Here is a 14863-nt window from a genome sequence, read left to right on the forward strand (position 1 = left end):
GAGCGACGCAGAACGTGAAAGCCGTGGGACGGTCATGGGTTGACCGTCCCCCCCGCTCAGATCACCAGACGCGAGATCTTCGAGCCTTCCAGCGAGACACCCGCCATCAGCCCTGCGTTGGTCAGCACAAAGGCCTGTACCGGGCTCGTTGCGGTCGAGGTGTCGATATCGCCGTTCGCCCCCACCTTGACGACCGCCACGGTCGCATCCGCACCCGCCGCCCAACCCTGGCTTTCGCGGAATTTATTGAGCGCGTCCTGCGTCATGAACAGGAACACAATCGCCTTGGATTGCGCACCAATCTGCAGACCGAAGGATCCCGCAGCAATGCTGTAGTAACCGGTGGTTCGCCCTGCCACGCGCAGTGCGCCCTGCCCGTACTGACCGCCCACCCAGAAGCCGGCGGCGATAACCGAGGGGAACACCAGCACGCCTTGTGCCTTGGAGAGGAGCTCGCGAGAGCCGTGCACGGTGTCATATAGGCGGGACAGTGTCGAGTCGACCCCGGCGTTGATGGTCTGACGCTTGCCCGCGTCGGTAGACGAGCCGGTGTCGGAGGACGGCGGAGTCGTCGTGCAGCCAGCTAGCGCGAGACCTGTCGAGGCAAGCGCTGCGCTTGTCGAGAGAATAAATTGTCGGCGACGCATGGTGGATTCCTTCTCTTATGTGAATGGGACAGTTGAGCCGCGGCCAACCGGGACAACAATTACCGGTAGCGGCACCCGATCTGGTCTTTGTTCATGTACCCTCCCTGAACGGTAAGCCTGTCATTCGCAGCTACACCCGTAGTCGCAAAATGCGGGCCACGTCGCCCCATGGCTGCCTGCGCAGGCGCCAACAGGCAATCGGGCCGCTCAAGGCGGGGCTAAGAACAAGGAAAGAGACGAAGAAGAAGGCGTGTAGCGAAGTGCGGGCTTCAAACGCCCAGGCAGGGAAAAAATGACATACACCCGGTATGTCTTACGCGGGGGCTTGCAGTGATGGCCGGCTTCGCTAGCGTCGCGGCCGGCGGTTCTTCCAGTTTTGCACCAGCAGCGCCACCATGCCGCCTAAGGCCAGCGTCGCCACATAACCGGCCATGCGCACCACTGCCTCGCCATACTGGCCGGCAAACACCGCGGCGAGCATCGCCACGATAAAGACCGCAAGCAATCCGAGTAGTGGTTTCATCTAAGAGCCCCTCCGCAGTTGGCTCAAGAACCAGCGTCACATCTGAATAAGAAGCGTAATGGATGAAACGCGCAAGTGCGGCAAACCCGAAACGTTGGCGACGGCTGGTTGCGAGCGAACGGCTGGCGGTTGCCTGCTTAAGGATCGCGCAGTTCGCCGCAACCGCCGTGTGCCTGGCTGCCAAAACCTAGCTTCCAGAATAGAGATTGCAGAAGCTGACCGGACCGACGCAATCCGCTGCCTTGAGCGGCATGTGGGCACCGCTTGAACTGGAGCCCGACATGGCGCCGCCCACGCTCGCCGCATCGACGGACGCGTCATTCGCGACGCGCTCGTTGCCTTGAGCGGCAAGCTTCGCTTCGGCAGCCTGAACGTCGGCCGGATAGCTCGTGTCGCTCGACGCGGCGGGATTGTAGCCGGCTTGCTCGACACGCACGAGGTCGGCGTAGACCTCGGCACGGCTCGTTCCCTGTGCGAAGGCAGTTGAAAACACGCCCGTCGAAGCGAGAAGGGCAACCGAAAGGGTGATCTTTGCAAAGCTTTTCATTTCAAACTCCTAACTGATAGTGGGTGGGTGACGCATTCATCGAGGTGAACATCAAAACTGCGTCGGGTATTCCAGATTTTTCAACAAAATCTAAACAGAAATATCTTTCTCTTACTGATTCGCACTACTACCTGATTCGTAGACGGCAGCAATCTTGCCGTCATTTGCCGACGATGCCCGCGCCTGTTGCTGCAGCCGCTCCACCTGTTGCGCGAAGATCGGGTTGACGTCCGGGTATGACGAGTCGGTCACATAGCCAAGACCGTTTTGTTGCGCTTCGATCAGTTCCCGATACACCTGAGCCCGTGTCTTTCCTTCGGCGAAAGCGCTCGATGAAGCGAGTACGGCGACAGACAACACGGCAAATGCGATTTTCTTCATGATGAACTCCAGTGAGTTTGGGTCGGCCTACGTGATGGAGAACCCAACTTGCACAGGGTTTATTCCCGGCAAAGCAAAAAAAGACGTGCAACGGAACGTCGCTATGCGCCTGGAACGCCGTTTAAGCGCGAAACGCAAGATCCCGGGGAATAAACCGCCTCGTCATCGTGTTAGCGCAATTGGCACAGGCTGATCCTTGCGGACGCGCCAGCGGTTGTGCGTCGAAGCATGGCTCTGCATGCCATTTTCGTCAGAGGAAACGCTGGTCAGGATGAAAGCGCTGTTGGGCAGGCGTTCGAATGCGTCTTGTCCGAGGACGCGAGGACGATGCTGGGGAATACCGGTTGCAAGGCCGCACGCCACCGCCTGGCACTCGACGCAGCAGAGTGGCTACCAGTCAAGCGCCACCGCATGGGCTGTCCGGCTCGGCGCACCACCCGGTCCGGCAGGATCGGGATTGCCGAAACGCGGCAGGGCGCCGTCCGAACGGGCACGCTCGACCTCCATGCGTACCTCGGCGCGGGTTTTCGGCGCCTGAGTCGACACCGTTGGCGTCGGCGCGCGCACGGGATCGCTTTGCGTCGTCTGCACAACGTGTGTCGCCGGCGGTGGGAGCGCAACCGATTGCGCGGAGGCTGACACTTCGGCGGCTGGCTGGGCCAACACGGGCGAAGCAATAGCTAACTGCGGACTCGCCGGAATGGAACGTGATTCTTCAGGCTTATTGCTCGTTCCGCTTGCCGATTCGACTTCGGGCGTCCACGTACTCCGCGCGTATTGCGGCGGACGACCCGCACGCTCGTGGCTCAACGCCAGGACGCGGTGCGCATGCTCCATTGGAGACGAGGATCGCGAGGCAAACCGATGCGGGTGCAACGTTGCCGGTGCCTCGACCACATGCCCAGGCGGCAACGCACGGTTCACGCCGCCTTCGCGCGCCTGCAATTCGCTTTGCAGCGCGATGAGCCGCGGATCGTCTTTGTAAAGCGTCTGCTCTGCACCCAGCAACACCCTCGCCGAAGCAAGGTCGTTACGTTGCAGGCTTGCGCGAACAGCATCAAGAACGGCCGCATGGCTCGCGTCCAAACGGCGATCTGCCTGGACCGCGACCTTGCCCGTCGCCAGCCATGCGGCATGCGGACCATCCGGAGCACCGGCAGGCAGCACGCCCCGATGCTCAAAACTGGCCGGATCGGCGGGCAAGCCGCCCTTGCCCGGACGCAGCATAAAGACTGTGACCGTGAGCGCGCCCATCAGAACGCTAGCCAGAATCGCTACCTTTGGATTGCCGATCGGGTTTGTGATCATGAAGCCGGTTCCGTTAAGCCTTGGACGGGATACGCGCATTGCCGCGTCGCGCTATGTCCACGCGCTTTATCCAAGCGCTGTGTCCACGGTATGCCTCTACCCAGGTAACGTACGGAGTCACATATCGATTGGATGCGTCAAGCTTTAGTCGCTATCCGCCAACATCAGGGTTGCAGCCGGTGTGCAATCAGGATCCCGCCTCCCCCGGCTGGGCCGCGGGCACCGTGGGCTGCGCCGCTTCCACCACCTCGGTGAGATCCCGTCCGCGTGTCTCCGGCAGCATCCATGCCGCTGCCACCACCAGAAAGTACGACAGCGCCGCGCACAATCCCATTGCCGCGCCCAACGGCATGCTCGCACTCAGGACGCCGACTAGCGTCGGCATCACCGCGCCCAGTGCGCGACCCGCGTTACCGCAGAGGCCCTGCGCCGAGCCGCGGATGCTGGTCGGGAACAGCTCCGCGATATACGCCCCCGTGCCGGCTGCCGTCCCCGATTGCAAGGTACCCAGTACGAAGCCGAACAACATCGTCACGCCAAGACCGATCGGCGCAAAGGTATAGATCGCGACAGCAACAGCCTGGCAGCAGGCGATGGTGATAAACGTACGGCGGCGTCCGAAGCGATCGGCCATCCAGCCGTTCAGAAACGCTCCTGCGAAAGAGCCCAGGATATTCAACGCCAGATAACCGCCGACGTCATTGATCGACAGATGCAAGCCGAGCTTCAGATAGGCGGGCAGCCATGTGATCATCACATAGTTGCCGCCGTAGATACCGAACGTGAGCAGAATGGCTTTGAGGGTGGTGCCGCGCAACGGCGCTGCAAACACGTCCCACATGCTCGCAGTACTGCGTTGGCGCTGCGCGTGTGTCCTGGCATAGACAGGCGCCTCCTGAATATTGCGCCGGATCCATAACACCAGCACGGCGGGCAAAATCCCCAGGCCAAACAGGACACGCCATGCGATAGCCGCAGGCAGATAGTCGAACATGACGGTAGACAACAGGACGGCAATGCCGTAGCCGACCGCCCAGCCCGCCTGCAGCGCGCCCACCACCCGGCCGCGCACTTCACGGTTGATGGTTTCGCTGATCAGAACCGCACCCACTGCCCACTCGCCGCCGAAGCCGATGCCTTGCAGGCTACGCGTCAGCATGAGTTGCCAGAACGAACCGGTGAAGGCGGACAGCAGCGTGAACGCGGAAAACCATACGATCGTCCACTGCAGCACGCGCACGCGGCCATAACGGTCGGCCAGAATACCCGCGCCCCAGCCGCCCAGCGCCGCCATGATGAGCACCGTCGTGCCCAGCAGTCCCGCTTGCCCGCGCGTCATGCCCCACAGCGCGATCAAGGTCGGAATCGCAAGGGCATACATCTGGGTGTCCATGGCGTCGAGGCCCCAGCCGCTGAAACAGGCCCAGAAGGTGCGCTTCTCGGGCGTCGACAATTGCGTGAACCACTTCAGCATTGCGTGTCTCCTGTGGGGTCGGCGACAAGCGGCGACCCTCTATATCTCTGTGGCAGGCGGCTATTCCGGTCCGCGCCCATCCGATGAGCATAATAGTGGCACGCAGGCGGTCACATCCGCTAGCCAACACGGTTGCGATCTCTTTTGTTTGTCATCTATTTTGCTTATCCCTACCCCGCGGTGCGTCTCCGGTCGCGCTGTTCAAACGTCGTGCCCGGGATTGTCATAAAACCTTATTCAAGCGGCGCTTTGTGACATCTGCGCTGGGCGCTCCCGCAACATGACGATCACATCAAGCCGCTTTTCACGCGTCGAATCTGGTTAACCCGCACTTTCGGAGCGCAGTGGCTTTTCTATATCTTCGCGTCTCAACGTATCGTGGTTCGTCTCCGATGCAACCCGATACGGAACAGGACGCCGCTCAAAAAAAAACAAACCGGTTCATTCGATTTGCAGTACTAAAACAAGTAAGGAGATCTTCAAGCATGAGAAACAAGCAGCGCACGTTGGCGGTCCTCGTCGGGGCCTGCGTGACGACAGCGGCACACGCGCAGAGCAGCGTCACCCTGTTCGGCATGGTGGATACCGGTATTACCTACGTCAGCAATCAGTCCGGTCAACATAACGTGAAAATGGACGACGGGGTCAACGGACCGAATCTCTGGGGTTTCCGCGGCGTTGAGGACCTGGGTGGCGGTACCAAGGCCATCTTCGAACTGGTCGACCAGTTTCAGGTCGACAACGGCGAGTTCATGCCGAATTCGAGCCTGTTTAGCCGGCTTTCGTTTGTCGGGCTGGTGGACGACAAGCTCGGCAAGGTCACGATGGGGAACCAGTACGACTTCATGACCGACTCGCTCTACTTCGCCGGTGACGATCCGGCGGAACTCTCCGGACACTTTTACGACTTCCGCGCCGGCCCGTTCACGAAGCTCGATCTGCCCAGCAACGCGACCGGTGCTTTCGACTGGGACCGCATGGCTGGCGAGCGCGTAACGAATTCGCTCAAGTACGTCTCACCGGTCTTCGCGGGTTTCAGCGCAGGCGCGATGTATGGCTTTGGCGGCGTAGCCGGATCGATCGGCGCGGGCAACTCCACGAGCTTCGCGCTCAACTATGCTGCCGCGTCGTTCGGCGCCAACGCGGCCTTTACCAACATCAAGTACTACACGGCCGGATCGCCGCAAGTCAGTGTGCGTAACTGGGGTGTGGGCACGCATTACCGCTTCGGCGGCTGGGTAGCGAATGCTTTGTTCACGACGGTCCACAACTCCGCCAACGGTGCTGCGGTGTATGAAGGCTCGGCCGGCGTGCACTATAACTTCACGCCTGAGCTGAGTGCAGGTGCCTCGTACATGTACATGAAAGGCAATGAGACCGTCGACAACAATCACGCTCACCAGATTGCCGGCATCCTCGACTACGCACTCTCCAAGAGCACCGACGTGTACGTACTTGGCGTCTATCAACGGGCCAATTCCGGCGCAGACGCGCAAATCAACGGCATGAACGATTCGGGTGACGCCTCGGACACGCCGACCCAGGCCGTTGTCCGGGTCGGTCTGCACACCCGCTTCTAGGCACGAGGCATCCTCGTTCCAGTGGCCGCGATCACGCTTGCGGGATCGCGGCCACTGCCGTTGAAGCGGGTCCGGTTCCTGCAATGAGCGCCGCGATCATGCAGACGGCCGGTTTAAGCGCGATGCCGCTCCGCGCTATGCCGGCTCCATGCCATGACGACGCTTGGCGGCGTCAGCCTCGGGTGAGGCCAGGAAGGCGAGCAGCGCCGCCACAGCCGCTTGCTGCGGCGAGCTCCTGCATACCGCCGCCGAGAAAACGGTAACGGCCTCGATCTCTGGCGGCAAGGAGCCGATCACATCGATACCCGGCAAGTGCATCAACTCGCTCCATTGCTGGAAACCCAGTTCGACCTCCCCGCGTGCGATCAGCGTGCCCACCGGCACACCGGGGGGAGCCTGCACGATGCGCGGCGCGATCGTCTCAGCGATATCCCAGCGCTCGAACAGGCGAGCCAGGTGCGAACCGCTCGGTCCCGTCGAATAGCCGATGCTGCGCGCGGCCAGAATGGCATCGCGCAGCGACCTTTCAGTGCGGATGTCGGGGCGCGGCGCGCCGCTTGCCACCGCCACAGCCACGCCCGAACGGGCCAGATCGACCTTGCTCCCCGGATCGATCCTGCCGGCATCGGCCAGCCGATCGATTGCGTCGGCTGCAAGCACGGCCACGTCGAACGGCTCGCCGTCCTGCACACGCCGGGCAGCCTCAACGCCTCCGACCGACTCGATGACGACCCGCTGCCCAGAACGCCAGTGATACTCTTCGACGAGTTCGGCCAGCACGCCACGGGTGGCCATCGAAGAGATGCCGGCAAGCGGCTTCGAAATCTGATCCATGACCCGGTTTGCCGTCATGTTCAGTCGAGATAGCGCAGCCCGGCTTGCCGCAACGGTTCGCGCATGTTGTACATGTCGAGACCAAGCACCCCGCTCGCCAGCTTCGCGCGCTTCTCGCTTTCGAGGGCTTCACGCGCCGCCGCCTTGTCGAGCACCTTCCGCGCGGATGCCGCGGGCACCACGGCCACACCATCATCGTCCGCGACGACCACGTCGCCTGGATTCACCAGCGCCCCAGCGCACACCACCGGTATGTTTACCGACCCAAGCGTCGCCTTGACCGTCCCTTTGGACGAGATCGCCTTGCTCCATACCGGGAAGCTCATCTCCGTGAGCACGCGCACATCGCGCACGCCTGCGTCGATAATGAGCCCCCGCGCGCCGCGCGCCTTGAAGCTCGTCGCCAGCAGGTCGCCAAAGAAGCCGTCAGTGGAATCCGCCGTGACCGCGGCAACGACGATATCGCCCGGCCGGATCTGCTCGGCCGCAACGTGCAGCATCCAGTTGTCACCCGGCTGCAGCAGGACCGTGACGACCGTGCCACCCACCTGCGCGCCAGAATAGATTGGACGCAGATAGGGCTTCATCAGGCCCACACGCCCCATCGCCTCGTGGACGGTCGCGGACCCGAGCGCGCCAAGCGCGGTGGCCGCATCGCCATCGGCGCGCTGAATGTTTCGGTATACGACTCCCAGTTCATACATGATCACTTTCCTTTCGTTTTGAGCGCTGCGTCGAGGCGCGGATAGACACGTCGTGCGTTACCCTCGTAGATCTTGTACCGCTCGTCTGCATCGATATGCGCGGCTTCGATATAGCGCTTCGTGTCGTCGAAATGGTTGCCCGTCTCCGGATCGATGCCACGCACCGCGCCGATCATCTCGCTCGCGAACAGGATGTTGTCCACGGGAATGACGCGCGTCAGCAGGTCGATGCCCGGCTGGTGATAAACACAGGTATCGAAGAAGACGTTGTTGAGCAAATGGTCCTTCAGCAACGGCTTTTTCAGCTCCTGCGCCAGCCCGCGGAAGCGGCCCCAGTGATACGGCACAGCGCCGCCGCCATGCGGGATCACAAAGCGCAGGCTTGGAAAATCGCGGAACAGGTCCGAGGTGAGGCACTGCATGAATGCCGTTGTGTCCGCGTTCAGGTAATGCGCGCCCGTGGTATGAAAGCACGCGTTGCAGCTCGTGCTGACGTGGATCATCGCGGGGATGTCGTACTCGACCATCTTCTCGTAGATCGGGTACCAGTAGCGGTCCGAAAGCGGCGGGCTGGTCCAATTCCCCCCCGACGGGTCCGGATTGAGGTTGACGGCAACGTTGCCGTACTGCTCCACACACCTGACGAGCTCGGGGATGCAGGTGGCGATATCCACGCCAGGGCTTTGCGGCAACATCGCAGCCGGAATGAAATGATCGGGAAAAAGCCGGCTCACGCGATGGCACAGCTCATTGCAGATCGCAGCCCAGGTGCTGGAGACTTCAAAATCCCCAATGTGATGCGCCATAAAGCTGGCACGAGGGCTAAAGATGGTCAGGTCGAGACCGCGCTCGCGCATCAGGCGCAACTGGTTGCTTTCAATCGACTCTCGCAACTCATCGTCGCTGATGTGCAATTCCGACACCATCGGCATCGCGGACGGTGTGCCAATGGCCGCAATCTGGCGGTTACGCCATGTCTCCAGCGCTTTCGGCGCGGTCGTGTAATGGCCGTGAATGTCGATGATCATCGTTGCTTCCAAAAAATGAATTCATTGCCGGCGCGCTTTCCTGAGTGTCCCGCGCGCCGGCTTCCCTAGTGTGCCGCGTTGACTTGCACAGCAGCCTCGGCGATTCTGGTGCGCTGGGCCAGCAAGATCGCAATCGCAGCCAGCGCGGCGGGAATGGCCAGCATGGCCAGAATCGCGCCAAACTGCCAGCCGAGCCCAAGCAGCGCGCCGCCGATAGCAGACCCGAAGATGCTGCCGAAGCGTCCCATGCCTAACATCCAGCTCACCCCGGTCGCACGCGCCGCGGTCGGGTACCGGCCCGGTGCAAAAGCATTCAGCCCGGTCTGCGCGCCACTCATGCAAAAGCCCGCGAGGAAAACCAGCAAGGTGAGCGACGAAGACAAAGCGCCGATCCATCCCAGACCGAGCACACACAGCGCGCCGCCGACATAGGCAGCACTGATCACGGGTGCCGGGCGGATCTTGTCCATCGTCCAGCCGACCAGAATCGCGCCAATCGTTCCGCCGATCTGGAACATGGCCGTAGTGTTGGCGGCCGTGGTCACACTCAGGCCGGCGTCCTTCATCAAGGTGGGCAGCCACCCGGTCAGCAGATAGATCACCAGAAGGCCCATGAAATAGGTGACCCACAAGGCCACCGTCATCAGGCCATAGCCGTGCGAGAACAGTACACCGATCGGCTTGCGCGTGGGCAACCGCGGTTCGTTGGAGACGAACACCTCGTCGCCGGAAAAGCGCGCGCCGCATACCCGGGCGAGGACAGCGCCGATACGCGCGGACGGTGCGCCGCGCACCGCCAGCAGACGGGCCGACTCCGGCAGCAGCCACAGTTGCAGCGGGATCAACGCCAACGGCAGGGCGCCACCGAAAATCAATACCGAGCGCCACCCGTGGGCGGGAATCAGCCAACCGGCAGCAAAGCCGATCAGGGCCGAGCCCAGGTTGAAACCGGTGAACATGATGGTGATCAGCAGCGAACGCTTGCGCTGTGGCGCGTATTCCGACAGGAGCGTCGTCGTATTGGGCATGGCGGCGCCGAGGCCGATGCCGGTCAGCAGTCGCAACAGGGCCATCGCCATCGGCGACTGGGTCAATGCCGTCGCAATCGTAAACACGCCAAACAGAGACACCGAGGCGATCAATACCCCCTTGCGCCCGACACGATCGGAAGCGGGCCCTGCTGCCAGGGCGCCGATCACCAGACCAATCGGCGCGGCGCTCATCACCAGGCCGAAAGCGGGGCGAGAAATGCCCCAGTCATGGATGATCGACGGCGCCACAAAACCCATGATGGCGACGTCCATCCCATCGGCAATCACCACGAGGAAACACAGCGCCACCAGTAGCCACTGGTAAGGCGCGATAGGTCGCTCGTCGATAAAGGCCTTGATATCGATCATCTTTCCATTTGTCATCACTACTGTCTCCGTCCCATGCAATAGGGTTGCGATTTATTTGCGTTGTTATGTGCGTGGTTATGTACGCTGGTACCGATCAACGCTTTGCTTTATCCGCACTGTCCCAATCGAGCTTTCCACCTGTCTTTCCCGCTACCGAATACAGTGCGCCGGGCGCGTTACGGGTGCGCTGGAAGGCTTCGAGGGTTTCTCCGCGCATTGCCGCGTAGATGTGCAGATTCGACACGCCGGTCACCGCCCCAAGCTTTTCGAGCATGAAGAAGATCACGCCGTAATGCAGCAGGCCGCGCCAGTCACGCCGGCGGATCAGATCCCGCTCCTCTTCGCTCAGGCCGGCCGCCTCGAAGCTGGTCTCGGGGTCGCGCTGGAAGGCTGTGCGATGGGCCGGCTCCACCATCCGATGCAGATAGTCGTTGATGCGGAACGCCTTCACTGCTGTCTCTAGCGTGAAGGGATAGGTGCCCTCGAGCTTCTCGACGCCGGTCAACTGAAGCGCCATCTGCTGCCGATGGCGTTCGAGAATCGCCGGGTTCGTCTCGCCAGCGGTGCTCTCGTAGATTGCGGTCGCAATGCCTGCCATCGACGGCAGGTAGTAGCTGCGATGCTTGCAGACGACGTTCGCCGGCAACGCCCCGCGCATGGTGAGCCACATGACAACCTCGGCGCCCTCGAATCCGCCAAGCTCGGCGTATTCGGCAATCGTCATCCCGGCCAGTTGCTCAGGGTCGCTTTCGAACAGGTCGAGAAAGCGCTGGTCCCAATCCGTATTGTTGAAACCGGCGCGCTCGCCATGCACCTGGTGCGACAAGCCACCTGTTGCGACGATCGCGACCTTGAGATCTTCAGGATAGCTTTCGATTGCGCGTCTTAGCGCCTGGCCCAGCTTGTAGAAACGTCGCGCACTGGGGATCGGCAATTGCAGCACGCCCATCTGCAACGGCACGAGCTTGACCGGCCATTCGGGCTTGTGCGGGAAAAGCATCGACAAGGGTGAAAAGCAGCCATGATCGAGCGCCTTGTTCTGAAAGAACGACATGTCGAACTCGTCGCTCATGAGCGAGTTGCCGATATGCGCGGCCAAACCCGGATGGCCTTTGATAGCGGGCAGATCGCGCGCCCCACCGCCCTCGTCGGCGACGGGCCACTCGGGCCCGACGCCTAGTGCAAACGCCGAGTAGTGATCGAAGAAAAACGAGGTGACATGATCGTTGTAGATGGTCAGGATCACGTCGGGACGCTTGTCGGCGAACCACTCGGCCAACGGTGCGAAGTTCTCGAAGATCGGCGCCCAGACGGGATCGTCACGCTTGTTCTTGTCGAAAGCAAAACCGATAGTGGGGGTGTGCGAGGCAGCGATGCCTCCGATGATCCTTGCCATACCTGTAGTCCTTGAAAAGCCCGCTCAAACCGCCAGAAAAACCGTCAAACCCTGCGAGTGCGGAATGCAGCAGGCGTTGCACGCCTTCGATGCGTCTCGATGCGATGCGTCACCGCGCAGGCGAAGCCAGCATCCTCTTCACGATGAGAGCAAGCGGAACCGTGAAGCAGAAGTGAGACATGAACCCGCCGATGATCACCGCGGGATCGTAGTAATTGGGGTGGTTGTCCGAGGCGATCGAGATGGCTACGTGCATTACGATCCAGGCGAAGATCGCGTAGAACAGCGCCACAAGCGTTGCCTCATATCCGCGCTGGCGGAAGTAAGGCCAGATCGCGGCGAACAGGATGCCCCACGCAATCGAGAAGGCGAAATGGATTCCAGTGCCGAGCACATAGGCCCAAAAACCTATCGATTCCTGAAATGCCTTGCCAAAGACCAGACCCGTGGCATTGCGCGGAATGCCGGCTAACGGCATCAGGTGTTGTGCGCCCACCCAGACAAGGGCCTCGTAAATCCAGATGCAGACAGCCCCTGTCAAACCTCCGGCGATGCCCGCCCGAATGATTGCCCGACGGCCCGGTTCTGCCGTTGCGTCCGACATCCAACTCCCGTTGAATCCGTTACCGCTTGTGCCAGGACCGCTGCGCATGTCTGTCTCCTTGAATACTCGGACTAAAGATAAACAAGTCGCATTGCTTGGCGAAAGTACGGGTTAACGCCAGGAAAGCACACTTATCGTGGGATCTTTGGCGCCGCTCTCATCACCGTTGCAAGGCTGGAAAACTCGGGAAGCCACGCCCATCAACGCAAAGACCCGGTCAGCCCGGATTTCCGGGCCAAAGCAGTCAAGACGCGGTGAACCAGGGCAGCCCATAAACAAATCAGATGGCGAAAGTACCAAGTCGCAAGACGCGAGTCGCGCGTGGTGAGGCGGTGAACATCTGGCTATACTTGCGCCAGACGAAACGGGTCGATCTGATTGCCGGCGCGCGGCATGGCTGCCGGCGTCAATCATGCCCCTGTCATCGGACTCCACGCATCGGCACCTCATCCGTGAGCAACAGCGAACTTCTCAATCTCGCCCATCTGCGTGCCTTCAAGCTCGTTGCCGATACGGGCAGCGCGACGCGCGCAGCCTCGGCACTGTTTCGGGCTCAATCCGCCGTCACGCGCTCGGTGCAGGAACTGGAAGCCGCACTCGGCGAACAGCTCTTCGAGCGCAAACCGTCGGGGATGTTGCCGACGCCAGTCGGCCGTGCCGTGCTCGAGCGTTGCGAGCGGATCTTTGCCGAACTCGAAGAGCTCGCGCGGTGGTGTGCCGTGCGGCAAGTCCGGCGACGCGCCCTCGCGGAAGGCACACTGCCGGCCTATCTGCTGAATGCACGCCGGCTCCAGTTGTTCGTCGCGCTCGCACGTCATCGGCACATGCCGACGGCTGCCAGCACGTTCGGCATCAGCCAGCCGGCCGTGAGCAGCGCCATCCGGGTCCTCGAAAGCGGCTCGGGGCTGCGCCTGTTCCATCGAAACCCGCGCGGCATTCTGCTGACCACCGAAGGTGAAACCTTCCTGCTGCATGTACGCCGTGCATTGAACGAGTTGCGGCATGTGCCGGACGATATCGCCGCGTTGCACGGCAGCATCCAGGGCGCGGTAACGGTCGGCGCGCTTCCGCTTGGCAGGACACTGATTCTTCCGAATGCGATTGCGCGGATGACCGCGCAGCATCCCGGCGTGCGCGTGGTAACGGACGAGAGTGCCTACGAAACGCTCGTCGCGGGGCTGCGTGCAGGCGACATCGACTTTATTCTGGGCGCGCTGCGTAGCAACGATGCGGCGAGTGGTCTTCAGAACGAGCGCCTGATGTCGGAGGAGATGGTGGTGCTGGTGCGCCGGGATCACCCTCTGGCAGCGGCAAGGCGGCTGACCATTGCGGACCTGCGCGATGCGCAATGGATACTGCCGCGCAGCCACGCCCCGGCACGCGCACTCTTCGAATCGCAGTTCCGCCGTTTGAAGCTGAGGCCGCCCATGCCTACCGTCGAAACGGCCGACCTTGCCGTGATTCGCGGCCTGCTGCTAGGGACCGACATGGTGGCGGCGCTGTCCGCGCAGCAGCTGTACCACGAGTGCGAATCCGGCCAGCTCGCGGTTCTCGACATTGCGCTGCATAACACCCAGCGCGACATCGGGCTCACGGTTCGCGCCGAGGGGACGCCTTCGCCCGCTGCGCGTGCACTTATCGACGCAATCCGGCTCTCGGTCTCCAACGTCCCGCGGGCAGTGCGAAGCGCCGATCGCAAATGAGCCTCGCCACAGACGGATGCCGTTACAGGCGGCCATAGCGTTCGCCCGGCATCTCATTGCGGCCAAAACTCCATCGCCCCTTCATTCCCGATTTCGGTAATAAGGCCCGATCCTTGTCGCTATTCATCGGATCAATCGACGGCGCAGTCAGTATGATCGACTGTGGGTAGCTACGACGATTGCGTTGTGGTTGCCCACACACATGCTCCAAACACACCGATAAACAAAATGCCAATAATTAAACTTCGAACGCTCGTAGCTTTCGCCGTGTTCGCCACGGATCTCGCCGCGCTCACGCCGGCTCATGCGGCACTGGGCAGCAGCCCGACATACGCCGTCATCTCTAACGCCGGTAACGCCGCAAGCAGCGCCACCGCGCGGCTCGCGCAAGGCGCGAGCAGTAGCGCAGGGGGCTACACCGTCAACCAGACCACGCTCGCCTCGGGCACCGTCGTCAACGAATACGTGACGGCCAACAACACCGTGTTCGCGCTGAGCTGGCAAGGCCCAACGCTAGCGCCGCTGCAAACGCTGCTCGGCGACTACTTTCCGACCTACGTGCAGGGTCTCTCCGCAGCGCATGCCGCGAACGGCGGCGGCTATGGGCCGGCGGCAGTTCGTCAGTCGGCGCTGGTAGTCGAAAGTGGCGGTCACATGGGCGCGTTCCACGGGCGCGCCTATTTGCCCCAGGCATTGCCGCAGGGCGTAAGCGCCGACGACATCAAATAAGCAAC

The 14863-nt window shown here is 61.8% G+C and carries 15 protein-coding genes; 3 read left to right on the forward strand and 12 right to left on the reverse strand.

The window, feature by feature from the left end:
- Positions 1 to 56: 56 nt before the first annotated feature.
- The 6 genes from FFS45_RS01775 to FFS45_RS01795 all read right to left on the reverse strand — a co-directional run bounded on the left by FFS45_RS01775 (position 57) and on the right by FFS45_RS01795 (position 4880).
- Positions 57 to 647 carry a YSC84-related protein gene (locus FFS45_RS01775; RefSeq protein WP_137952945.1) on the reverse strand — a complete coding sequence of 197 codons (591 nt, stop codon included), beginning with the start codon at positions 645 to 647 and terminating at the stop codon, positions 57 to 59.
- A gap of 346 nt (positions 648 to 993) precedes the next feature.
- Positions 994 to 1170: a hypothetical protein gene (locus tag FFS45_RS41545; RefSeq protein ID WP_171029537.1), complete on the reverse strand. Its 177-nt coding sequence runs from the start codon at positions 1168 to 1170 to the stop codon at positions 994 to 996.
- Positions 1171 to 1357: 187 nt separating this feature from the next.
- Positions 1358 to 1717, reverse strand: coding sequence for a DUF4148 domain-containing protein (locus FFS45_RS01780; protein ID WP_137952946.1), 360 nt, complete (start codon positions 1715 to 1717; stop codon positions 1358 to 1360).
- Between the two features lie 111 nt (positions 1718 to 1828).
- Positions 1829 to 2098: a DUF4148 domain-containing protein gene (locus tag FFS45_RS01785; RefSeq protein ID WP_137952947.1), complete on the reverse strand. Its 270-nt coding sequence runs from the start codon at positions 2096 to 2098 to the stop codon at positions 1829 to 1831.
- A gap of 390 nt (positions 2099 to 2488) precedes the next feature.
- On the reverse strand, positions 2489 to 3406 hold the full coding sequence (locus tag FFS45_RS01790; protein ID WP_171029538.1) for a DUF4148 domain-containing protein: 918 nt from the start codon (positions 3404 to 3406) through the stop codon (positions 2489 to 2491).
- A 187-nt stretch (positions 3407 to 3593) separates the two neighbouring features.
- Entirely contained in the window at positions 3594 to 4880 is a 1287-nt protein-coding gene (locus tag FFS45_RS01795) for an MFS transporter (RefSeq protein WP_137952949.1), read from the reverse strand.
- 485 nt (positions 4881 to 5365) lie between these two features.
- Here FFS45_RS01795 and FFS45_RS01800 point away from each other — a divergent pair, with 485 nt between their 5' ends.
- Positions 5366 to 6460, forward strand: a complete 1095-nt coding sequence (locus FFS45_RS01800) for a porin (protein ID WP_137952950.1) — start codon at positions 5366 to 5368, stop codon at positions 6458 to 6460.
- 135 nt (positions 6461 to 6595) lie between these two features.
- Here the strand turns inward: FFS45_RS01800 and FFS45_RS01805 are convergent, their stop codons facing one another.
- The 6 genes from FFS45_RS01805 to FFS45_RS01830 form a co-directional block, all read right to left on the reverse strand.
- On the reverse strand, positions 6596 to 7294 hold the full coding sequence (locus tag FFS45_RS01805; protein WP_249362538.1) for a substrate-binding domain-containing protein: 699 nt from the start codon (positions 7292 to 7294) through the stop codon (positions 6596 to 6598).
- Between the two features lie 20 nt (positions 7295 to 7314).
- On the reverse strand, positions 7315 to 7998 hold the full coding sequence (ligK, locus tag FFS45_RS01810) for a 4-carboxy-4-hydroxy-2-oxoadipate aldolase/oxaloacetate decarboxylase (protein ID WP_137952951.1): 684 nt from the start codon (positions 7996 to 7998) through the stop codon (positions 7315 to 7317).
- A 2-nt stretch (positions 7999 to 8000) separates the two neighbouring features.
- Positions 8001 to 9026: an amidohydrolase family protein gene (locus FFS45_RS01815; RefSeq protein ID WP_137952952.1), complete on the reverse strand. Its 1026-nt coding sequence runs from the start codon at positions 9024 to 9026 to the stop codon at positions 8001 to 8003.
- A gap of 65 nt (positions 9027 to 9091) precedes the next feature.
- Positions 9092 to 10441, reverse strand: coding sequence for an MFS transporter (locus FFS45_RS01820; RefSeq protein WP_137952953.1), 1350 nt, complete (start codon positions 10439 to 10441; stop codon positions 9092 to 9094).
- 79 nt (positions 10442 to 10520) lie between these two features.
- Positions 10521 to 11822, reverse strand: a complete 1302-nt coding sequence (locus tag FFS45_RS01825; protein ID WP_137952954.1) for a gallate dioxygenase — start codon at positions 11820 to 11822, stop codon at positions 10521 to 10523.
- A 109-nt stretch (positions 11823 to 11931) separates the two neighbouring features.
- Positions 11932 to 12426, reverse strand: a complete 495-nt coding sequence (locus FFS45_RS01830) for a DUF1440 domain-containing protein (protein ID WP_249362550.1) — start codon at positions 12424 to 12426, stop codon at positions 11932 to 11934.
- Between the two features lie 452 nt (positions 12427 to 12878).
- Here FFS45_RS01830 and FFS45_RS01835 point away from each other — a divergent pair, with 452 nt between their 5' ends.
- A complete protein-coding gene (locus tag FFS45_RS01835) occupies positions 12879 to 14129 on the forward strand; it encodes a LysR substrate-binding domain-containing protein (RefSeq protein WP_137952955.1) in 1251 nt (416 codons plus the stop codon).
- Between the two features lie 228 nt (positions 14130 to 14357).
- Positions 14358 to 14858, forward strand: coding sequence for a DUF2844 domain-containing protein (locus FFS45_RS01840; protein WP_137952956.1), 501 nt, complete (start codon positions 14358 to 14360; stop codon positions 14856 to 14858).
- Positions 14859 to 14863 lie beyond the last annotated feature (5 nt).

The sequence above is a fragment of the Burkholderia sp. 4M9327F10 genome (genome assembly GCF_005503145.1).
Lineage (GTDB): Bacteria > Pseudomonadota > Gammaproteobacteria > Burkholderiales > Burkholderiaceae > Paraburkholderia.

Excerpts from the sequence above, each read along its gene's own strand:
- FFS45_RS01775 (WP_137952945.1), bottom strand. The coding sequence starts at position 647 with ATGCGTCGCCGACAATTTATTCTCTCGACAAGCGCAGCGCTTGCCTCG.
- FFS45_RS41545 (WP_171029537.1), bottom strand. The coding sequence starts at position 1,170 with ATGAAACCACTACTCGGATTGCTTGCGGTCTTTATCGTGGCGATGCTC.
- FFS45_RS01780 (WP_137952946.1), bottom strand. The coding sequence starts at position 1,717 with ATGAAAAGCTTTGCAAAGATCACCCTTTCGGTTGCCCTTCTCGCTTCG.
- FFS45_RS01785 (WP_137952947.1), bottom strand. The coding sequence starts at position 2,098 with ATGAAGAAAATCGCATTTGCCGTGTTGTCTGTCGCCGTACTCGCTTCA.
- FFS45_RS01790 (WP_171029538.1), bottom strand. The coding sequence starts at position 3,406 with ATGATCACAAACCCGATCGGCAATCCAAAGGTAGCGATTCTGGCTAGC.
- FFS45_RS01795 (WP_137952949.1), bottom strand. The coding sequence starts at position 4,880 with ATGCTGAAGTGGTTCACGCAATTGTCGACGCCCGAGAAGCGCACCTTC.
- FFS45_RS01800 (WP_137952950.1), top strand. The coding sequence starts at position 5,366 with ATGAGAAACAAGCAGCGCACGTTGGCGGTCCTCGTCGGGGCCTGCGTG.
- FFS45_RS01805 (WP_249362538.1), bottom strand. The coding sequence starts at position 7,294 with ATGGATCAGATTTCGAAGCCGCTTGCCGGCATCTCTTCGATGGCCACC.
- ligK (WP_137952951.1), bottom strand. The coding sequence starts at position 7,998 with ATGTATGAACTGGGAGTCGTATACCGAAACATTCAGCGCGCCGATGGC.
- FFS45_RS01815 (WP_137952952.1), bottom strand. The coding sequence starts at position 9,026 with ATGATCATCGACATTCACGGCCATTACACGACCGCGCCGAAAGCGCTG.
- FFS45_RS01820 (WP_137952953.1), bottom strand. The coding sequence starts at position 10,441 with ATGACAAATGGAAAGATGATCGATATCAAGGCCTTTATCGACGAGCGA.
- FFS45_RS01825 (WP_137952954.1), bottom strand. The coding sequence starts at position 11,822 with ATGGCAAGGATCATCGGAGGCATCGCTGCCTCGCACACCCCCACTATC.
- FFS45_RS01830 (WP_249362550.1), bottom strand. The coding sequence starts at position 12,426 with ATGTCGGACGCAACGGCAGAACCGGGCCGTCGGGCAATCATTCGGGCG.
- FFS45_RS01840 (WP_137952956.1), top strand. The coding sequence starts at position 14,358 with ATGCCAATAATTAAACTTCGAACGCTCGTAGCTTTCGCCGTGTTCGCC.